General features: G+C 60.9%; 20 protein-coding genes. 13 read left to right on the top strand and 7 right to left on the bottom strand.

Annotation, left to right across the window (positions count from 1 at the left end):
* Window positions 1–60: 60 nt before the first annotated feature.
* Window positions 61–1,050, bottom strand: a complete 990-nt coding sequence (locus LDN84_RS21665) for a GlxA family transcriptional regulator (RefSeq protein ID WP_223905867.1) — start codon at window positions 1,048–1,050, stop codon at window positions 61–63.
* Between the two features lie 90 nt (window positions 1,051–1,140).
* On the opposite strand from LDN84_RS21665, the gene LDN84_RS21660 reads away from it, so the two are divergent.
* The 6 genes from LDN84_RS21660 (at window position 1,141) to LDN84_RS21635 (ending at window position 4,587) form a co-directional block, all read left to right on the top strand.
* Window positions 1,141–1,542, top strand: a complete 402-nt coding sequence (locus LDN84_RS21660; RefSeq protein ID WP_223905865.1) for a YybH family protein — start codon at window positions 1,141–1,143, stop codon at window positions 1,540–1,542.
* Window positions 1,543–1,576: 34 nt separating this feature from the next.
* Window positions 1,577–2,170 (top strand): helix-turn-helix domain-containing protein, encoded by a 594-nt coding sequence (locus LDN84_RS21655; RefSeq protein ID WP_223905863.1) that lies wholly within the window; start codon window positions 1,577–1,579, stop codon window positions 2,168–2,170.
* Window positions 2,167–2,709, top strand: a complete 543-nt coding sequence (locus tag LDN84_RS21650; RefSeq protein WP_435405906.1) for a GNAT family N-acetyltransferase — start codon at window positions 2,167–2,169, stop codon at window positions 2,707–2,709. Before LDN84_RS21655 ends, LDN84_RS21650 begins: the two co-directional genes overlap by 4 nt.
* A 9-nt stretch (window positions 2,710–2,718) precedes the next feature.
* Window positions 2,719–3,168, top strand: coding sequence for a GNAT family N-acetyltransferase (locus tag LDN84_RS21645; protein ID WP_223905858.1), 450 nt, complete (start codon window positions 2,719–2,721; stop codon window positions 3,166–3,168).
* 88 nt (window positions 3,169–3,256) lie between these two features.
* Window positions 3,257–3,511: a YdeI/OmpD-associated family protein gene (locus LDN84_RS21640; RefSeq protein ID WP_223905856.1), complete on the top strand. Its 255-nt coding sequence runs from the start codon at window positions 3,257–3,259 to the stop codon at window positions 3,509–3,511.
* Entirely contained in the window at window positions 3,508–4,587 is a 1,080-nt protein-coding gene (locus tag LDN84_RS21635) for a winged helix DNA-binding domain-containing protein (RefSeq protein WP_223905854.1), read from the top strand. Before LDN84_RS21640 ends, LDN84_RS21635 begins: the two co-directional genes overlap by 4 nt.
* 44 nt (window positions 4,588–4,631) lie before the next feature.
* Here the strand turns inward: LDN84_RS21635 and LDN84_RS21630 are convergent, their stop codons facing one another.
* On the bottom strand, window positions 4,632–5,537 hold the full coding sequence (locus LDN84_RS21630) for an EamA family transporter (RefSeq protein ID WP_223905852.1): 906 nt from the start codon (window positions 5,535–5,537) through the stop codon (window positions 4,632–4,634).
* A gap of 416 nt (window positions 5,538–5,953) precedes the next feature.
* Here LDN84_RS21630 and LDN84_RS21625 point away from each other — a divergent pair, with 416 nt between their 5' ends.
* The gene (locus LDN84_RS21625; RefSeq protein ID WP_223905850.1) at window positions 5,954–7,120 is read left to right on the top strand and encodes a Fic family protein; all 1,167 of its coding nucleotides are present in this window, start codon (window positions 5,954–5,956) and stop codon (window positions 7,118–7,120) included.
* 147 nt (window positions 7,121–7,267) lie between these two features.
* Here the strand turns inward: LDN84_RS21625 and LDN84_RS21620 are convergent, their stop codons facing one another.
* Complete coding sequence (locus tag LDN84_RS21620) at window positions 7,268–7,987, bottom strand: helix-turn-helix transcriptional regulator (RefSeq protein ID WP_223905848.1); 720 nt, start codon at window positions 7,985–7,987, stop codon at window positions 7,268–7,270.
* Window positions 7,988–8,076: 89 nt separating this feature from the next.
* Complete coding sequence (locus tag LDN84_RS21615; RefSeq protein ID WP_223905846.1) at window positions 8,077–8,454, bottom strand: VOC family protein; 378 nt, start codon at window positions 8,452–8,454, stop codon at window positions 8,077–8,079.
* A 146-nt stretch (window positions 8,455–8,600) separates the two neighbouring features.
* On the opposite strand from LDN84_RS21615, the gene LDN84_RS21610 reads away from it, so the two are divergent.
* Window positions 8,601–9,242, top strand: coding sequence for a LysE family translocator (locus tag LDN84_RS21610; protein WP_223905842.1), 642 nt, complete (start codon window positions 8,601–8,603; stop codon window positions 9,240–9,242).
* On the opposite strand, the gene LDN84_RS21605 is transcribed toward LDN84_RS21610, so the two are convergent.
* The gene (locus LDN84_RS21605) at window positions 9,193–9,480 is read right to left on the bottom strand and encodes a hypothetical protein (RefSeq protein ID WP_223905839.1); all 288 of its coding nucleotides are present in this window, start codon (window positions 9,478–9,480) and stop codon (window positions 9,193–9,195) included. The genes LDN84_RS21610 and LDN84_RS21605 overlap by 50 nt on opposite strands.
* A 118-nt stretch (window positions 9,481–9,598) precedes the next feature.
* Here LDN84_RS21605 and LDN84_RS21600 point away from each other — a divergent pair, with 118 nt between their 5' ends.
* From LDN84_RS21600 to LDN84_RS21585, 4 genes are read left to right on the top strand one after another with little or no spacing between them, the layout of a single operon-like run.
* Complete coding sequence (locus LDN84_RS21600) at window positions 9,599–10,516, top strand: LysR family transcriptional regulator (protein WP_223905837.1); 918 nt, start codon at window positions 9,599–9,601, stop codon at window positions 10,514–10,516.
* A gap of 32 nt (window positions 10,517–10,548) precedes the next feature.
* Complete coding sequence (locus tag LDN84_RS21595; RefSeq protein ID WP_223905834.1) at window positions 10,549–10,971, top strand: rhodanese-like domain-containing protein; 423 nt, start codon at window positions 10,549–10,551, stop codon at window positions 10,969–10,971.
* Window positions 10,937–12,376 (top strand): patatin-like phospholipase family protein, encoded by a 1,440-nt coding sequence (locus LDN84_RS21590; protein ID WP_223905832.1) that lies wholly within the window; start codon window positions 10,937–10,939, stop codon window positions 12,374–12,376. Before LDN84_RS21595 ends, LDN84_RS21590 begins: the two co-directional genes overlap by 35 nt.
* 34 nt (window positions 12,377–12,410) lie before the next feature.
* Window positions 12,411–13,070 carry an HAD family hydrolase gene (locus LDN84_RS21585; RefSeq protein ID WP_223905829.1) on the top strand — a complete coding sequence of 220 codons (660 nt, stop codon included), beginning with the start codon at window positions 12,411–12,413 and terminating at the stop codon, window positions 13,068–13,070.
* A gap of 3 nt (window positions 13,071–13,073) precedes the next feature.
* Here LDN84_RS21585 and LDN84_RS21580 read toward each other — a convergent pair whose 3' ends face one another.
* Both LDN84_RS21580 and LDN84_RS21575 read right to left on the bottom strand, forming a co-directional pair.
* Window positions 13,074–13,748: a glutathione S-transferase family protein gene (locus tag LDN84_RS21580; RefSeq protein WP_223913238.1), complete on the bottom strand. Its 675-nt coding sequence runs from the start codon at window positions 13,746–13,748 to the stop codon at window positions 13,074–13,076.
* Window positions 13,749–13,839: 91 nt separating this feature from the next.
* Entirely contained in the window at window positions 13,840–14,862 is a 1,023-nt protein-coding gene (locus LDN84_RS21575) for an AraC family transcriptional regulator (RefSeq protein ID WP_223905826.1), read from the bottom strand.
* A gap of 125 nt (window positions 14,863–14,987) precedes the next feature.
* Here LDN84_RS21575 and LDN84_RS21570 point away from each other — a divergent pair, with 125 nt between their 5' ends.
* Window positions 14,988–16,715: an AMP-binding protein gene (locus tag LDN84_RS21570; RefSeq protein WP_276572407.1), complete on the top strand. Its 1,728-nt coding sequence runs from the start codon at window positions 14,988–14,990 to the stop codon at window positions 16,713–16,715.
* Window positions 16,716–16,717: the final 2 nt, after the last annotated feature.

Genomic DNA, 16,717 nt, shown 5'->3' with positions numbered 1-16,717 from the left:
CAGGTGTGGGTGTGCTGTTCTGTGCCGCGCAAGCATTGTCGCGATTCGATCAAGTTTTGATCAAGTTGACGGGTTCAGGACAGGCGGATGCCGAAAGCGCTCCCGGTACTGCGCCGGGCTCAATCCGGCGGTGCGGGTGAAGAGCTGGCGAAAGGCACTCACATCGCTGTAGCCGACGTCTTCCACAATTTGCTCCAGACTCATGCGGCTGTCTTCCAGCAGCACCTTGGCTTGCTCTACTCGCAGCGCTTGCAAATAGGCCAGCGGGGCCATGCCCACCGCAGCCTGAAAACGCCGGTGCAGCGTGCGGTAACTCACATGCAGGGCTGCGGCCAATTCGTCGCAGGTGCAAGGCCGGCGGTAGCGCTGAGCCAGCCAGTCGGCAGCTTGCTGCGCCAGCGGGTCGGCAAAGTGGCGCGGCAAGGCCATGAAGGGGCGTTGTGAGGTTCTGGCCCCGTCCACCAGCATGATGCCGCCGACACGGCGGGCCAGCGCCGCACCAAACAGGCGGCGCAACACGTGCAGTGACAAATCGGTGTGCGCCGTCATGGCCCCGGCGGTGAGCACCCGCCCGCCGTCCACCAGGGCGCGGTCGGCATCAAGCTTGACCCGCGGGTAGGCTGCGGCAAACGCGGCTTGCAGCCACCAGGTGGTGGTGGCCGCGCAGCCGTCAAGCAGGCCGCTTTCGGCCAGCACAAAGGTGCCGTAACAACTGGCCGCCAGCAGCGCATCGGCTCGCACCGTGGGCAGCCGATCCAGCACCGGCTGCCAGACGCTGTGCAACTGCTGCGTCAGCGTGGGCAGGTCTTCGGCCAAAAAGCCGGGCAGGATGACGGCGGCGTAGTCGGCCAGCGTGTCCGGCAAGGCCTGTGTCTGCACCTGCACCCCATGGGCCAGCGCCACCGTGCCGCCGGAGGTGGACAGCACATCCACCCGGCAGTCCTGCGCCTGCGGGTAGCGCCGGGCAATGCTCATCATGTCCAGCGAGGTCATCACGCTGGACAGGGTGGAGCCGGGTTCGATCAGCAGTGCAATGGTGTGGTTTGGCATGTTTGCCCTAAATTTTTGGCAATTCTGCCACTTCACGCCGGGCCTTCTTACGCGCACCATAGCGGTCTTCTTAATCCTTCAAGGAAACCCATGAACCCTCACTTTGACACACCCACTCAGCAAGACATCTGGCGCACGGTACGCGCCATGAACGATGCCTGGACCCAAGGCAACCCGGACGATCTGGTGAATTTCTTCCACCCCAACATGGTCGCCATCACCGCCACCGACCGGCTGCGCCGCCTGGGCCAAGCCGAGTGCCTGGCGGGCTGGAAGGGCTTTGCCCAGGCCGCCACCATCCACCACTGGACCGAGACCGAGCCGCTGATCCAGGTTTATGGCGAGTCTGCCGTGGTGAGCTACTACTTTGACATGGCCTTCACCATGGGTGGTCAGCGCATTGAGATGGGCGGGCGTGATCTGTTCTTCTTTGTGCGCGAACAGGGGCGCTGGTGGGCGGTGGCGGATCAGTATTCGGCTTATCCGGCTTGACACAAAGTCTATCATATTGGACAATAAATCCAATATGAAAGAACAATCCAGCAGTAACCCCCAGCCGGACATCAACCGGCGCATCGCGGATCGTGTCAGCGCCTTGCGCGCCGAGCGTGGCCTGTCGCTTGATGCCCTGGCCAAGAAGTGCGATGTCAGTCGTTCGATGATCTCACTGATCGAGCGCGGCGAGAGCAGCCCGACCGCCGCCGTGCTGGATAAGCTGGCGTTTGGCCTGGGTGTCACGCTGGCCTCTTTGTTTGAAGCACCGCTGCCCGATGCCAGCCCCCTGGTGCGGCGGGCTGAGCAATTGCAGTGGACCGATCCGCAATCGGGCTACCAGCGGCGCAATATTTCGCCGCCGCACTTTCGCTCGCCGATTCAGATGGTTGAAGTCGAATTCCCGGCCGGTGCCAAGGTGAGTTATGCCGGTGGCCTGCGCGAGGTGGGTGTGCACCAGCAAGTGTGGGTGCTGGAAGGTTGCATGGAGCTGATTCTGGGCGGCGTGCACCATCACCTGCAAACCGGAGATTGTCTGGCCATGCAAGAGAGCGACAGCATCGTCTACCAGAACACCAGCCAACAGCCCGCACGTTACGTCGTGGTCATCAATACTGCGTCGTTATGAACCAGGAGCCCACCGTGTCCCCATTGCCCCAAATCGAACAACTTCATACCTTGCCAGATGCCGATCTGGCCGCTTTGAGCGACCTGCTGGTCGACTGCACCGAGGGCGGCGCATCGGTCGGTTTCATGAGCCCGCTCTCCATCGCCAAGGCCGACGCATTTTGGCGTGAGGTGCTCAGCAACGTGGCCATTGGTGAACGCGCCTTGTGGGTGGCCCGTGACGAGGCTGGTCAAATTGTCGGCACGGTGCAAGTGGTGTTTGTACAGAAAGAGAACCAGCCGCATCGGGCCGAGCTTTCCAAGCTGCTGGTGCACCGCAGCGCGCGCCGCCACGGCCTGGGCGCGCGTCTGATGCAAGCTGCCGAGCAGTGTGCGCGTGGCGCGGGCAAAAGCCTGTTGGTGCTCGATACCGCCACCGGCGGTGGGGCCGAGGGCCTGTACCAAAGGCTGGGCTGGCAACTGTGTGGTCAGGTGCCCAACTATGCCTTGTGGCCCAGCGGCGGCCTGTGTGCAACGACGATTTTTTACAAAGCCATTTGAGGCGGCGGCATGCGTATTTCTTTCGAGTCACCCGACCAGGCCGATGCCATCGCGCTCGTTGCCGAGCTGGACGCGTACCAAAGTGCGCTCTATCCGCCGGAGAGTCACCATGCGCTGGATTTGACTTCGGTTGACGCAGACCGGGTTTTGTTTGTGCTGGCGCGGGATGATGTCGGCCAGGCCGTGGGATGTGGTACCGTGGTACTGTCACCGGAATACGGTGAGCTCAAACGCATGTATGTGCGCCCCGGGCAGCGCGGGCTTGGCGTGGCCAAGAAAATACTTCAGACGCTGGAAGCCGCAGCGGCGCAATCGGCCTGTCAGTTGCTGAAGCTTGAAACCGGCCCGAGCCAGCCGCAGGCGCTTGGGCTCTACGCGCGTTGTGGCTACCAAGCCTGCGAACGGTTTGGCACTTACACCGATGATCCTTTGAGTGTGTTCATGCAGAAAGTGCTATAGATTAAATAGCTTTTTACGCATGATTTACATGGTCTGCAGGCTGATTATCATTGTCATGTGGTCTGAACGTCAAACCCAAGGAGTACCCATGACAAGCTCTTCCCGCATGACCCGTGAGTCTTACCCCATGCCAGAGGCGATCCGCGCCGCCCTGGCCGAGAAAAACCTCACTGCCGCCTATGAAGCCCGCCCACCGTACCAGCGCAACGACTACATTGGCTGGATCACACGCGCCAAACTTCCGGCCACGCAGCACAAACGCTTGGCGCAAATGCTGGCTGAATTGGCCGCAGGCAATGCCTACATGAAGATGCCCTACCGCGCCAAAGACCCGCGACCATGAACATCCCCGCCCTGCGCCTGCAGCACCAGCACATTGCCCAGCCGCGCCTGACGCAACCCGAACAAGTGGTGGCCTGGCTGGGCGGCCTGCAAGGGCAGGACTATCCCGGTGTCAAGTGGTCCATCGCCTTGCGTATGCCATCCGCCACCGAGGCCGATGTGGTGCAGGCTTTTGATACCGGCAAACTCGTGCGAACCTGGCCAATGCGCGGCACGCTGCATGTGGTGGCGGCACAAGACCTGCGTTGGATGCTGATGCTGACCTCGCCCAAAAACCTGGCCAGCAGTGCCAGCCGCCGCCGTGCGCTGGAGCTGGACGACACCACCCTGGCGCGTTGTCGTGAGGTGTTCACTCAGGCCTTGCAAGGTGGCAAACACCTCTCACGCGAGGATATGTATGCCGCGCTGGCGCAGGCCCACATCGCCATCGCCGGGCAGCGCGGTTACCACATCTTGTGGAACTGCGCCCTGCACGGCTTGATCTGCCTGGCCACCAGCAACGACAAAGAGCAAAACTTTGCCCTGGTCGATGAATGGATTGCCCCCACACCGTCCACAACCCGCGACGAAGCCCTGGCCGAATTGGCCGCGCGTTATTTCTTGAGCCGTGGCCCGGCCACGCTGCAAGACTTCATCTGGTGGTCAGGCTTGAGTGCCGCAGAGGCACGCAGCGGGCTGGAGGCCGTCCGGCATCGGCTGGTGTCTGACACCGTGGGCAAACTCACCTACTGGCTACCCGCAACTAGCCACACGCCGAAAGAAGCGCCCACTGCCTTTGCGCTGCCCGGCTTTGATGAATACCTGCTGGGCTACAAAGACCGCAGCGCCGTGCTGGATGCCGCCCACGCCGAGAAAACTTGCCCCGGCGGTAACGGTGTATTCGCCGCCACCATCGTGATCGATGGGCGCGTGGTAGGCACCTGGAAGCGTGTCTTCAAAAAAACCGGCATCGACATCGCCACCACACCCTTCACCCACCTGAGCCCGGCAGATGCTCAACGCTTCGCCGCTGCGGTGCAGCGCTATGGCGCGTTTTACAAGCTGCCGGTTCGGGTTGTGAGCGATTTTGGCCTGTAGCCCATTAAATATATGCGTAAGCAGCTATCAAAACAATTGCAGAATCAAGTCTTCAACTGCCGCCGAGCTAACCAGGACGCACCAAACAGATTGACCAGCAAACCCACCATCAGCAACGCACCCCCGGCAAAATGAACCGGCTGCAGTGACTCGCCAAACACCAGCCAGCCGGTGCTCAGGCCCACCAGGGGCACCAGCAGCGTGAACGGTGCGATGCGGTTGACCGGGTAGTGCGCCAGCAAATAGTTCCACACCGCATAGCCCAACAGCGTGGAGGCCCAGGCGATGTAGGCCACGGCGGCAAAGCTCTGCACACTGAACGCCTGCAACGCGGCAGCCATCACCGCAGGGCCTTCCAGCACGGCGGACAGCGCCAGCAACGGCAGCGGCGGCACCAGGCTGGCCCACACCACAAAAGCCAGTTGGTTCATTGGCCCATAGCGCCCCACCGCGCGGCTGACGATGTTGCCGCAGGCCCACATCGTTGCCGCCGCCACGGTCAGCAAAAAGCCGGTGAGTGGCATGCTGGTGCCATGGGCACTGCCAATCAGCACCAGCCCACCGGCGGCCAGCAGCAGGCCTGCGAGCTGGTTGGCATGCCACTTTTCCTTGAGCCACAAGGCGGTGAGTACCAGGGTAAAAAACGACTGCGATTGCAACACCAGCGAAGCCAGCCCGGACGGCATGCCGACATGAATGGCGCTGAACAAAAACGCAAACTGCCCGACCGACATCGTTAACCCAAACGCCAGGTACAAGCGCAACGGCACTTTGGGCGCACGCACAAACAGCAGCGCCGGAAACGCCGCCAGCATAAACCGCAGCGCTGCCAACAACAGCGGCGGCACACCGACCAGCCCGACCTTGATGACGGCAAAGTTGACACCCCACACCACGATGACCAGCAGCGCCAGGGCTAGGTCACGCGGGTGCAACACAGCGGGCTTCATGCGCTCAGCCCCGGCGTGGCTTGACGTGTGACAAAGAGGGCGAGTAATGGAGGTGCGCTGAACATGAACGATGGCTCAAAGAGGATGAAAGAACCGTGATCTTAGAAGCCGCGGTGCCTCTTGCGCCAGCACGGGGCAGACACATGGCGATCAAAACAGGACATTTGCACCAGCGGCCGTGTGTCAGCACCTCGGCCCAGTTCCTCCCTCTCTCCCGCTGCGCTGGCCGCAGCCTTGTCCATGTTGCAGGCACTGCTGACTGGCTGGATTCGACTTTTGACTGCGCTTTTCGAGAAGGTGTCATTCGCCTATTACAGATAATATTTTTAGACAACTAAGTTAAGCTATTGTTTTAAATTATATTTTTTCTATAAATTCAACATAATGGCTAACTTTGAGTAAAGATAGTGTGACCCATGGCTGCATTTAATCACTTCGACCTCGCACTGCTCAACCCCGCTTTTGACTCCCCGCTGGTCGATGTGTTGACCGAGCTGGAGCACCTGCGTCGCCTCAAGCTGACGGGCACCACACCTGCGCCGGTGTTCTTTCAGCTCAAGCGCGTTTTTCACATGCTGGAGAGCCTGGGTTCCGCCCGCATAGAGGGCAACCACACTACGCTGGCCGACTATGTGGAAAGTTCGCTGGAGGGCACCGCCACAGCGAGCGACCACCTTGCTGAAATTGCCAACATTGAAGAGGCCATGGCCTACATAGAGTCGGCCATGCAGCCGGGTGCTGAGGTGTCTGAGCATTTCCTTCGTGAGCTGCACGCCCTGGCTGTGCGAAACCTGGTGCGTGAAGGGGACGCAACGCCCGGAGCTTACCGGGTGGGGCAAGTGCAAATTGCCCAGTCGGCGCATTTGCCGCCAGAGGGTGTGCAAGTGGGGGGCTATATGCAGGAGCTGGTGGCCTTCATCAACCGGGCGGATGCGCCGAAGTACGACCTGATCAAGGTGGCACTGGCACACCAACGCTTTGGCTGGATTCACCCCTTTGGCAACGGCAACGGGCGCGTGGTGCGCTTGCTGACCTATGCGCTGATGATCAAGTATGGTTTTAACGTCAAGGCCGGTGGCCGGGTGTTGAACCCCACGGCGGTGTTTTGCAGCGACCGCGACCAGTATTACGCCATGCTGGCCAGTGCCGATGCGGGCACCCCGACCGCCTTGGAGCAGTGGTGCCTTTATGTATTGCAGGGCGTGTTGGTGGAGCTGAACAAGGTAGACCAACTCACCCAATATGACTACCTGAAAAGCAAAATTCTGCTGCCTGCGCTGGCCTATGCACGCAGTCGGGCTTTGATTTCGGCGCAAGAAGAGGCGGTGTTGCTGGCCAGTGTGAAGTCTGGCATTGCCAAGGCAGTCGACCTGAGCGCGGCCATGCCGGGTCTGAGCGCAGCGCAGCGCACCTACCAAATCAAGAAGCTGGTGGAGCGCAAGATGCTGCACCCTATTTCAGCCAACGCACGCCAATACACCCTGGGCTTTGACAACAGCTACCTCATGCGTGGGGTGATTCATTCGCTTTCACAAGAGAGCTTTATTTCCGTGCCTCTCACCGGGCAAGACCGCACCCCATGAAAGAAATCCCAAACACCGGGTGGAAAGCGTCTTGGTGTGACGACTACTTGTGCCAGCTATACCCATGGCGATGGGTGAAGGCACTCATGCAAGCGATTACCGTAGCTGGAGATTACCAGCGACCTGCCCCCAGCCTTAAAAACGCAATCACCCCTCTTGCGCCCACTTCGCCAGCACCTCCTGCGGTGCGGCCATACGCAGGAAATCGGCCAGAGTTTTGCCGGGCTCGTCACGAAACACGCCGCCCGCGCCGTCCACCGTTTGCACCGCCGCCATGCGGTCGATCCGAAAACTGCGGAACGCCTGACGCGCCTCACACCAAGCCACCAGCGTCCAGACCTTGCCCCAGTAAAAACAGCCCAGCGGGCGCACGGTGCGTTCACTGGCCAGGCCCTGGGCATCGTTGTAGCGCAGTTGCAGCTTGTGATGCGCCTGCGCCGCCTCGCGCAGGGTTTGTAGCGTGGCCTGCACGGCGGGCTCCAGCCCGATGGGCGGCGCGTACACCGCCATGCTTTGCGCGGCCACCCTGGCTGCTGTGGGCAACACCGACAGAATTTTGCCCAGCGCCACCTGTGAGGCTCGCGCCAGCGCCGGGTCTTGCCACACCTGCGCCATACGCACCGAAGCCACCAGCGCCCGCGCCTCGTCATGGGTGAACATCAGCGGTGGCAAGTCAAACCCCGCACCCAGCCGGTAGCCCACCCCGGCCTCACCCTCGATGGGTACACCTTGATGCTGCAAGTCGGCCACATCGCGGTACACCGTGCGCTCAGACACCTCCAGCCGCTGCGCCAGAAACGCAGCCGTGGTCAAACGCCGCCCACGGATGAGTTGGACGATTTGAAACAGGCGGTCGGCGCGGCGCATCAGGTTGAGAGTGTTTTGGTGCTGTAGCGCACATGATACAAGCGCTAATAGCTATCACAAGTGTAGTAAATGAAAGATCCTACTGCCACTCAGGCCTGCGCGTGTAATCCAACGCGGTTGCCATCCAGGTCGGTGATGTGGGCAAAGAAGCCCATGCCCGGCGGCAAGGCCTGGCGTGGCAGGGCCACTTGACCGCCTGCTGCGGTGACCCGCGCTAGCGCCGCGTCCAGCGAGGGTGAGGCATCCAGGTACACCAGCGTGCCACCGCTGCCCGGCTTGGGGGCGCTGGGGTCACACAGCAGCGCACCACCCACACCACCGTTGGCCGGGTCATAGGGAAACACCGCCAGGCTTGACGGCCCCATGGCCTCGCGGCGCAGGGTGCTGCCCAACACAGCTTCGTAAAAAGTCTGGGCACGGTCCAGATCGGTGGTGGTGATTTCAAACCAGGTGACGGCGTTTTTCATGAGGATTTTTCCTGTGAGTTGAAGAAGCCTGGATGATGCGGCGCGGCTGCTGACAACGTGGTGTCAGCAGGTCGCCCTGGTGCCTTGGTGGCCATCGATCAGGGATACTCGTCTGGTCGCGCCTGTTTTTACCTGGAGATACGCTTGTGACGATAGAAACCATTTTGAGCTACACGGCGGTCGCCTGGCTGGCGATCATCAGCCCCGGCCCGGCCATTCTTCTGGCCTTGCGTAATGGTGCGGCATTTGGCGTGCGGGCAACCCTCTGGTCTTCGCTGGGCAACATCACGGGGATATTGATGCTCTCTGCGACGGCCATGCTGGGGCTGGGGGTGCTGCTGATGTCTTCGGCGCTTTTGTTTGGTGCGGTCAAGACGCTGGGGGCGCTTTATCTGTTTTACGTGGGCCTTCGCCATCTGCTGGGCCGCAGCTCGGTGGTGAGTCCCCGGTCCGAACATGCTGCCGATGTGGCAAGCTTCAGCCCAGGCCAGCTGTATCGGGAAGGCTTTCTGCTGGCCGCAACCAATCCCAAACCAATTCTGTTTTTCACCGCCTTGTTTCCCCAATTTGTCAACGCCTCGGCCCCTTTGTTGCCGCAATTTTTTGTGCTCACCGGTATCTTCATGGCGTTGTCGTTCTCTACGCTGTTGGCTTATGCCAGCGTGGCAGGGCGCGCCAGGGCATTGCTGGCGAAGCCGAACTTTGCCAAATGGGTCAACCGCGTCGTTGGCTCTGTCTTCATTTCCTTTGGTGCGGCGTTGCTGGCGCTACGCCGACCAGCGGCATAGTTCCAGGCTGCTGCAGCAGCCAGTTTGCGCGCCGCGTCAGCCGGGCTTGTAAACGACTGGCACTGCGTTGGGCTGTGGCCTGTCCACGTTGCCAGATGGCGTTGGCCCCGCGCCAGAAGTCATCTACTGCCTCGCTGCCGAAATCGCACATGGCTGCGCGGCGCAGACGCTCAGCCTCGGCTTTGGCCAGGTCGTGCAGGTGGTGTTGAGTGGTGGCATTCAAAACATGGTGGGTCATGGTGTACTCCGTGTGGGTGAAGGATGGTTTGAACTTTATTGATTAAGCAAAGTCTTGGAAATGGGCCAAAATTCAAATTGGTTTTGCATTAATCGCAATACCAAGCCAAAATCCAGCCATGCAACTCAACCTTGATGACATCGCCCTGTTCACCCGCATTGCCGAGTTGGGTAGCCTGTCAGCGGCCGCGCGGGAACGCAACGTGCCGGTCAGCCAGGTCACCCGTTCACTGGCCCGGTTGGAGGCGGCGGCCAAGGTGCGGCTGTTACACCGTAGCACCCACGGCCTGAGCCTGACCGATGAGGGCGACACCTTTTTGAACTATGGCCGCCAGTTGCTGGCCACCTCGGACGAGCTGGCGGGTGAACTCACCGGCAAGCTCAGTGAGCCCAGTGGCTGGGTGCGCATCAGCGTCAGCCCGGTTCTGGCCGAATGTGTGGTGGCCCCCAGCCTGTGCGGTCTGTACCAGCGCTACCCGCAGTTGCACATTGACATCAATGCCGATGACCGGCTGGCCGACATGGCGCGTGACGGCATCGACATTGCCATCCGCAGTGGCAGCATCAGCAGCGACACCCTGGTGGCCCGCCAAATTGGCACCCATGGCCGCACCCTGTACGCCGCGCCAAGCTACCTTGCCGCGTTTGGCACACCGACCCACCCCGATGAGCTGCAACAGCACCGGCTGATTGCCAGCAGCGCCAGCCCGACGCTGAACCACTGGACAATGGCGCAGGGCCAAGCGCAGAAAGAGCTGCACATCAAGGGCCATACCCGCACCGACAACAGCGCCTTGCTGCTGAGCCTGGTGCTTAATGGTGTCGGTATCTCGCGTATCAACGATTTGTTTGCCCTGCCCCTGGTGCGTGAAGGGCGCTTGGTGCCGCTGTTGCAAAATCAGTTTGTCAGCCCACGCGTGCCGGTTTATGCGGTGATGCTCCAGGAGCGCCATCGCCTGCCGAAAATTCGCGCGTGTATTGACTACTGGGCGCAGTGGCTGGCACAGATGACACAAGAAATCGGTGCCGGGCGCTGATCTCAAACAAGTTTTTTACAAGGAGACACTCAATGGCAATTACCAAAGGAATCAACACACTGGTGGCCGAGGCCATGGCCGAGGTGACAACCTATACGGTTGGTGAAGTTCAGGCCCGATTGGCTGACCCCCAGATGCAGATTGTGGACATTCGTGACGTGCGTGAGCTGGAGCGTGAAGGCACGGTGCCGGGCTGCTTCAACGCCCCGCGCGGCATGCTGGAGTTTTGGGTGGACCCGGCCTCACCGTATTTCAAGACCATTTTTGGCGACGACAGTAAAGAGTTTGTGCTGTTTTGTGGTGCTGGCTGGCGCAGTGCCCTGGCCGCCAAAGCCCTGCAAGACATGGGCATGACCAATGTGGCCCACATCGACGGCGGCTTCACCGCCTGGGCCAAACAGGGGGCGCCGGTGGAGACTTATGAGCAGCACAAAACACGTCGCCACGCCAAGTGATCAGCCCAAGGTGAGCTTGTCTGTTGAACAGCTGAGCCGTCGCTGCCACGTGGCTGTGGTCATGGCGCTGGTTCTGCTGCTGGGGGCTTGCTCCACCGTGCGGCCCTGGCAAAACCAGCCGATGCGGATGTCCCAGGATCGGGCCGCCGCCGCGCAAGACACCCCTGTGGTGGGTGACCCGTCCATGCTGATGCTGGTCAGCATGTCGGGTGGTGGTGCGCGTGCGGCCGCTTTTGGTTATGGCGTGCTGGATGCCCTGCGCCAGACCCAGGTGCATTGGCAGGGGCGCGACAGCAACTTGCTCGACGAGATCGACGTGATCAGTGGCGTGTCCGGGGGCAGCATCATGGCGACCTACTTTGCGGCCTTTGGAAAAGAGGCTTTTCCGGCATTTGAGCAGCAGTTCTTGCGCAAGAATTTTCAGGACAACCTGATCAGCTACGCCCTGAAACCCACCAACCTGCATGACCTCACATCCCCCTGGTTTGGCCGCTCCAACCTGCTGGAGCGCCGGCTGGACGAGCTGTTCAAAAGCAAAACCTTTGCCGACATCCAGTCGCGCCCCGGCCAGCCAGCCCTGCTGGTGTCGGCCACCGATTTGTCGCTGGGGTCAAACTTTGAATTCACCGGGCGGCAGTTTTCACTGATTTGCTCCGATCTGGACAGCGTGCCCCTGTCGTTCGCGGTGGCGGCCTCGTCGGCGGTGCCGATTGCGCTGAGCCCCCTGACGCTGAAAAATTTCAACGGCGAATGCCCGCAGCCAATGGATTTGAAAGTCTCTACCGCCACCGACTACCGGGCACGCTTGCTGCGCGAAAGCCAGCGCTCTTACCTGGATGCCACGGCCCGCCCCTATATCCATCTGGTGGACGGCGGGTTGGCCGACAACCTGGGCTTGCGCAGCGTGCTGGATCGGGCGCAGGGCGACGGCGGTATTCGGGATGCGGTGCGGCACATCTCCCGCAACAAGATCAAGAAACTGGTGATCATTGCGGTGAATGCCGAGCGTGATCCGTCCGAGCGTATCGATACCAGCGACCAGGTGCCCAGCACGGGGCAAGTGATAGATGCTTTGCTGTTTGGCACCGGGGCCCGGGCCACACACGAGACGCTGGGGTTGCTCAAGGACACCGCACAAGCCTGGCGGCGTGAGTTGGGGCGTATTGCACCGGACGGTGACGACCCGTTTGCCCCGGATGCACAAATTCATGTGATCAACGTCAACCTGCGCGATGCCCCCGACGTGATCGGGCGCAGCTTCCTGCTGCAGATTCCCACCGCGTTCTCCGTCGCCCCTGCCGAAGTTGGCCTGCTGATCGATGCCGGACACCACATCTTGCAGGAGTCACCCGAATTCAAGGCCTTGCTGGAGTCTATGCGTGCGGTTGAATCTGCGGATAAATAGGCCTGTATCCTTTGTAGATAAAGCACAAGTAGCTATGAAATTTAAAGCAATCCTGTTTGACTGCGATGGTGTCCTGGTGGACAGTGAGCCTCTGACTTGCCAGGTGCTGCGCGACATGTTGGCCGAGTCGGGCTGGGACATGACGTTGGCGGCGTGTATGGCTTTTTTTGTGGGTAAAACCGTGCGAGAGGAGCGCGCCGTGATCGAGCGCAACACCGGCCAGCCCTTGACCGATGCGTGGATGCAGCACTTTTACCAGCGCCGCAACGCGGCGCTGATGGCGCATCTGGACATCATTCCCGGCGCGCAGGAGGCTGTGCGGGCAGCTTTTACGGCAGTGCGTGGGCACATTGCCTGTGCCTCAGGGGCGGACCGTTTGAAGGTGGAGATGCAGCTGAACAAAGTCGGGTTGACGGATTTTTTTGCTGGGCGGGTGTTCAGCGGGCATGAAATGCCACGCTCCAAACCCGCGCCCGATGTGTATTTGGCTGCTGCCCGGTCGCTGAACGTGCCCGCAGAGCAATGTCTGGTGATCGAAGATACCACCGTGGGTGTGACGGCTGGCATCGCTGCGGGTGCCACGGTTTGGGCCTATTGCCCGCAGCCTGGAGCTGCGCCAGCCTTGTTACAAGCCGGTGCCCATCGGGTGTTTACACACATGGCCGACTTGCCTGGTTGGTGGGCAACCGCGTAAGTGTCAGCCCGCAGGTCGCGTGTCTGGTGCCGGGGTGGCGGGTACGCCCTGCTCCAGCGCGGCCTGGTGTTGCTGCGCCAGCGCACGCTGGAACGCCTGGCGTTGCTGTAAGCGTGTCCAATAGGCCGCCACCGCTGGCGGGAACTGTGCTGAAAGACCCAGGTGGGTGGCGAGCATCAGCGCATAGCCTACGGCCACATCGGCGGCGGTGAAACGCCCGGCGCACAAATAAGGCTGTTGCTGTACGGCTCGGTCAACCGCTTTAAGTCGGGCCAAAAACCAGCGACGGTAGTCCTCTGCCACTTGCGGCTGCTGACGCTCGGCTGGCTCAAAATGGGTGTAGCGCAGCACCAGGGTTTGCGGAAAAGTCAGTGTGGCATCACTCATGTGTAACCAATTCAGGTAGGCGGCAAAGTCGGGGTCGTTCACCGCCACATCCAGCCTGTCCGGGCTATGGCGCGCCGCCAGGTACTGGCACATGGCGGCGGACTCGGTCATGCGGGTGTCGCCCTCCACCAGCAGCGGCACCGTGCCCAGCGGGTTCTCTTGCAGGAAAGACCGGGCCAGTGCGCGCGGCGGGAAGGGCAAAACCTTCAGTGAGTAGGGCAGGCCCAGTTCTTCCAGCAGCCACAGGGGGCGGAAAGAGCGGGCACTGACACAGTGGTACAGGGTCATCATGACAAATTTCTCGGGTGATCCCTCCAGGGACATCATGGTGGCCCTAGTCTATGCACCGCAGTGGTTCAGCCTGTGCCAGCAAGGGGACAAATCACGCCAATGGCACGGAGTGTTTGCGAAACTCTGCTGGCGACTGCCCGGTCCAGCCCTTGAAGGCGCGCATAAAACTCTTTTCATTTTGAAACCCGGCGGCATCGGCCACCTGCTTGATGGGGCGGGTGGTGCGCAGCAGCAAATCTTGCGCGCGCTGCTTGCGCACTTCGTCCTTCAGGTTTTGCAGTGAGGCACCTTCTTCTTTGAGTTGGCGGTGCAGGGTACGCGCCGACAGGTTGAGTACGGCGGCCAGATCGTCGGCGCTGTGGGTGGCATTGGGCTGGGTCAGCAGTGCCTGACGCACACGTTGCACCAGCAGGCGGTCGCGGCGGTATTGCAGCACGGTCAGCGGCAGGGCGCGCTTGAGCATCTGGCGCAACGCGGTCTCATCCCGGCGCAGCGGCAGGGTCAGATAACTTGCATCAAATTCAATAGCTGCCTGCGCTTGTCCGAAAAGGGCTGGGGCTGAAAAAAGCACTGAATAGGCATCTCTGTGGGCTGGTGCTGCAAACGGAAATTGCGCGCCGGTCAACGGGATGCGTGAATCCACCAGCCAGCAGGCCAGGCCAAGGAAGTTGCGCAGCACCGACACCAGGCAAAACTCACGCAGCGTGTGCAGATCGCGGTGTTCGGTGATGGTCAGCGTTGCCAGCGGCCCCGCGCTGCTGAGGGTGAGGGTAATGTCATCGGCAATCAGCCCATGATGGCGGCACCAGCGCTTCATGGCCACACCCAGGTTGGGCGCACTGATGGACGCACGCGCCAGCATGCCGTAGCTGCCCCATGGCAGACGGCGGCTGAACCAGCCCAGGCCCTCGTCATCCAGCTCTTGCATGGCCAGGTCGGAGATGGTTTCCATTTGTGCGGCGGTGATGCGCGAATCCTCACTCTCCAGAAGTATTGGCGCAATTTGTGCCTGTTTCAAGGTTTTCTCAGGATCGATGCCCCGCTGTTTGTAGGCCAGAGCAATGGCTTGTATGAAGGCAATCGGTGTCAGGGTTGGGGCGGGTGAGGAGCTCATGCGCCAGAGTGTGCCAGTCTATGGCGTGATTTGCAACCAAGCTGGCCGATGTTCGGAGTCTCGCGGGACTATGCTCGCACCATGCCGGTGACCCCATGCCCACCGACCACGATAAGGATTCAAACATGAGTGCAGAACCAATGCCGACCCCGCTTCTGACCCGCAGCCTGGCCCAGGGGGCCACGGATGTTCCCCTGATTGACGAACCTATCGGGGCTTTTTTTGATGCCATGGTGGCGCGCCAGCCAGAGCGGGAGGCGCTGGTCAGTGCTCACCAGCAGCGCCGTTACAGCTACCTGGCGTTGCAGTGCGAAGTGAATCGCCTGGCCAGTGCCTTGTTGGGCCTGGGGCTGGTGCCGGGTGACCGCGTGGGTATCTGGTCACACAACAATGCCGAATGGGTGCTGATGCAACTGGCTACGGCCAAAGTCGGGCTGATTTTGGTCAACATCAACCCGGCTTACCGGGTGGCCGAGGTGGAGTACGCCCTCAACAAAGTGGATTGCAAGGCGCTGGTGACCATGGCCAGCTTCAAGACCAGCGACTATCTGGCCATGTTGCGCGAGCTGGCACCGGAATGGGTGCATGCGCAGCCGGGCAGTCTGGCATCCGTGCGGCTGCCGCATCTGCAAAGTGTGGTCTGGATTGATGTGGCCGGGCAGGGTGACGAGCAGCCCGGCATGCAGCGTTTTTCAGACTTGCTGGCCAGTGGCCAACCGGACGATCCACGCCTGAGTCAGGTGGCGGCCACCCTCAAGAGCACCGATCCGATCAACATCCAGTTCACCAGCGGCACAACCGGTTTTCCCAAAGGCGCCACGTTGACGCACCGCAACATTTTGAACAACGGCTTCTTTATTGGTGAGGCCATGCGCCTGAGCCCGGATGACCGCTTGTGTATTCCGGTGCCGCTGTACCACTGTTTTGGCATGGTGCTGGGCAACCTGGCCTGCCTGACCCACGGCGCAACCATGGTTTACCCCAACGATGGATTTGACGCGCTGAGTGTGTTGCAGACGGTGCAAAACGAGCGCTGCACGGGCCTGCATGGTGTGCCGACCATGTTTATTGCCGAGCTGGACCATCCCCGCTTCAAGGAGTTTGATCTGTCCACGCTGCGCACCGGCATCATGGCCGGTTCTCCCTGCCCCACCGAGGTGATGAAACGGGTCATGACCGACATGCACCTGAGCCAGATCACCATTGCCTATGGCATGACGGAAACCAGCCCGGTGAGCTGCCAAAGCTCGATTGATACCCCTTTGGATAAACGGGTTTCCACGGTTGGGCTGGTGCAGCCGCACCTGGAGGTCAAGGTCATCCACCCCGAGAGTGGGGACATCGTGGCACCGGGGGTGTCGGGTGAACTCTGCACCCGTGGCTACTCGGTTATGCACGGGTATTGGGACGATGCGCCCCGCACCCAGGAGGCCATTGATGCCGCAGGCTGGATGCACACCGGTGACCTGGCCACCATGGACAGCAGCGGCTACGTCAACATCGTGGGTCGTATCAAGGACATGGTGATCCGTGGTGGTGAAAACGTCTATCCGCGCGAGATTGAGGAGTTTTTGTACCGCCACCCGGCCGTGCAGGACGTGCAGGTGGTGGGTTTGCCCGACAAGCGTTATGGCGAAGAGCTGTGCGCCTGGATTGTGGTGCGGCCCGGCCAGACCTTGACCGAGGACGACATTCGCAGTTTTTGCAAGGGTCAGATCGCGCATTACAAAGTGCCGCGCTACATCCGCTTTGTCGAAGGGTTCCCGATGACGGTCACCGGCAAGATCCAGAAATTCCGCATTCGTGATGAAATGAAAAACCAGCTTGGTCTGGAAGAAGAAAAAACCGCCTGACA

Source organism: Rhodoferax lithotrophicus, assembly GCF_019973615.1.
Taxonomy (GTDB): Bacteria; Pseudomonadota; Gammaproteobacteria; order Burkholderiales; family Burkholderiaceae_C; genus Rhodoferax; species Rhodoferax lithotrophicus.
The sequence above is the reverse complement of the archived record's forward strand: the minus strand, read 5'-3'. Positions and strand labels throughout refer to the sequence as shown.

Bases quoted from the DNA above. Each gene is read 5' to 3' on its own strand.
- LDN84_RS21665 (WP_223905867.1), bottom strand. From the start codon at position 1,050: ATGCCAAACCACACCATTGCACTGCTGATCGAACCCGGCTCCACCCTG.
- LDN84_RS21660 (WP_223905865.1), top strand. From the start codon at position 1,141: ATGAACCCTCACTTTGACACACCCACTCAGCAAGACATCTGGCGCACG.
- LDN84_RS21655 (WP_223905863.1), top strand. From the start codon at position 1,577: ATGAAAGAACAATCCAGCAGTAACCCCCAGCCGGACATCAACCGGCGC.
- LDN84_RS21650 (WP_435405906.1), top strand. From the start codon at position 2,167: ATGAACCAGGAGCCCACCGTGTCCCCATTGCCCCAAATCGAACAACTT.
- LDN84_RS21645 (WP_223905858.1), top strand. From the start codon at position 2,719: ATGCGTATTTCTTTCGAGTCACCCGACCAGGCCGATGCCATCGCGCTC.
- LDN84_RS21640 (WP_223905856.1), top strand. From the start codon at position 3,257: ATGACAAGCTCTTCCCGCATGACCCGTGAGTCTTACCCCATGCCAGAG.
- LDN84_RS21635 (WP_223905854.1), top strand. From the start codon at position 3,508: ATGAACATCCCCGCCCTGCGCCTGCAGCACCAGCACATTGCCCAGCCG.
- LDN84_RS21630 (WP_223905852.1), bottom strand. From the start codon at position 5,537: ATGAAGCCCGCTGTGTTGCACCCGCGTGACCTAGCCCTGGCGCTGCTG.
- LDN84_RS21625 (WP_223905850.1), top strand. From the start codon at position 5,954: ATGGCTGCATTTAATCACTTCGACCTCGCACTGCTCAACCCCGCTTTT.
- LDN84_RS21620 (WP_223905848.1), bottom strand. From the start codon at position 7,987: ATGCGCCGCGCCGACCGCCTGTTTCAAATCGTCCAACTCATCCGTGGG.
- LDN84_RS21615 (WP_223905846.1), bottom strand. From the start codon at position 8,454: ATGAAAAACGCCGTCACCTGGTTTGAAATCACCACCACCGATCTGGAC.
- LDN84_RS21605 (WP_223905839.1), bottom strand. From the start codon at position 9,480: ATGACCCACCATGTTTTGAATGCCACCACTCAACACCACCTGCACGAC.
- LDN84_RS21600 (WP_223905837.1), top strand. From the start codon at position 9,599: ATGCAACTCAACCTTGATGACATCGCCCTGTTCACCCGCATTGCCGAG.
- LDN84_RS21595 (WP_223905834.1), top strand. From the start codon at position 10,549: ATGGCAATTACCAAAGGAATCAACACACTGGTGGCCGAGGCCATGGCC.
- LDN84_RS21590 (WP_223905832.1), top strand. From the start codon at position 10,937: ATGAGCAGCACAAAACACGTCGCCACGCCAAGTGATCAGCCCAAGGTG.
- LDN84_RS21585 (WP_223905829.1), top strand. From the start codon at position 12,411: ATGAAATTTAAAGCAATCCTGTTTGACTGCGATGGTGTCCTGGTGGAC.
- LDN84_RS21580 (WP_223913238.1), bottom strand. From the start codon at position 13,748: ATGATGACCCTGTACCACTGTGTCAGTGCCCGCTCTTTCCGCCCCCTG.
- LDN84_RS21575 (WP_223905826.1), bottom strand. From the start codon at position 14,862: ATGAGCTCCTCACCCGCCCCAACCCTGACACCGATTGCCTTCATACAA.
- LDN84_RS21570 (WP_276572407.1), top strand. From the start codon at position 14,988: ATGAGTGCAGAACCAATGCCGACCCCGCTTCTGACCCGCAGCCTGGCC.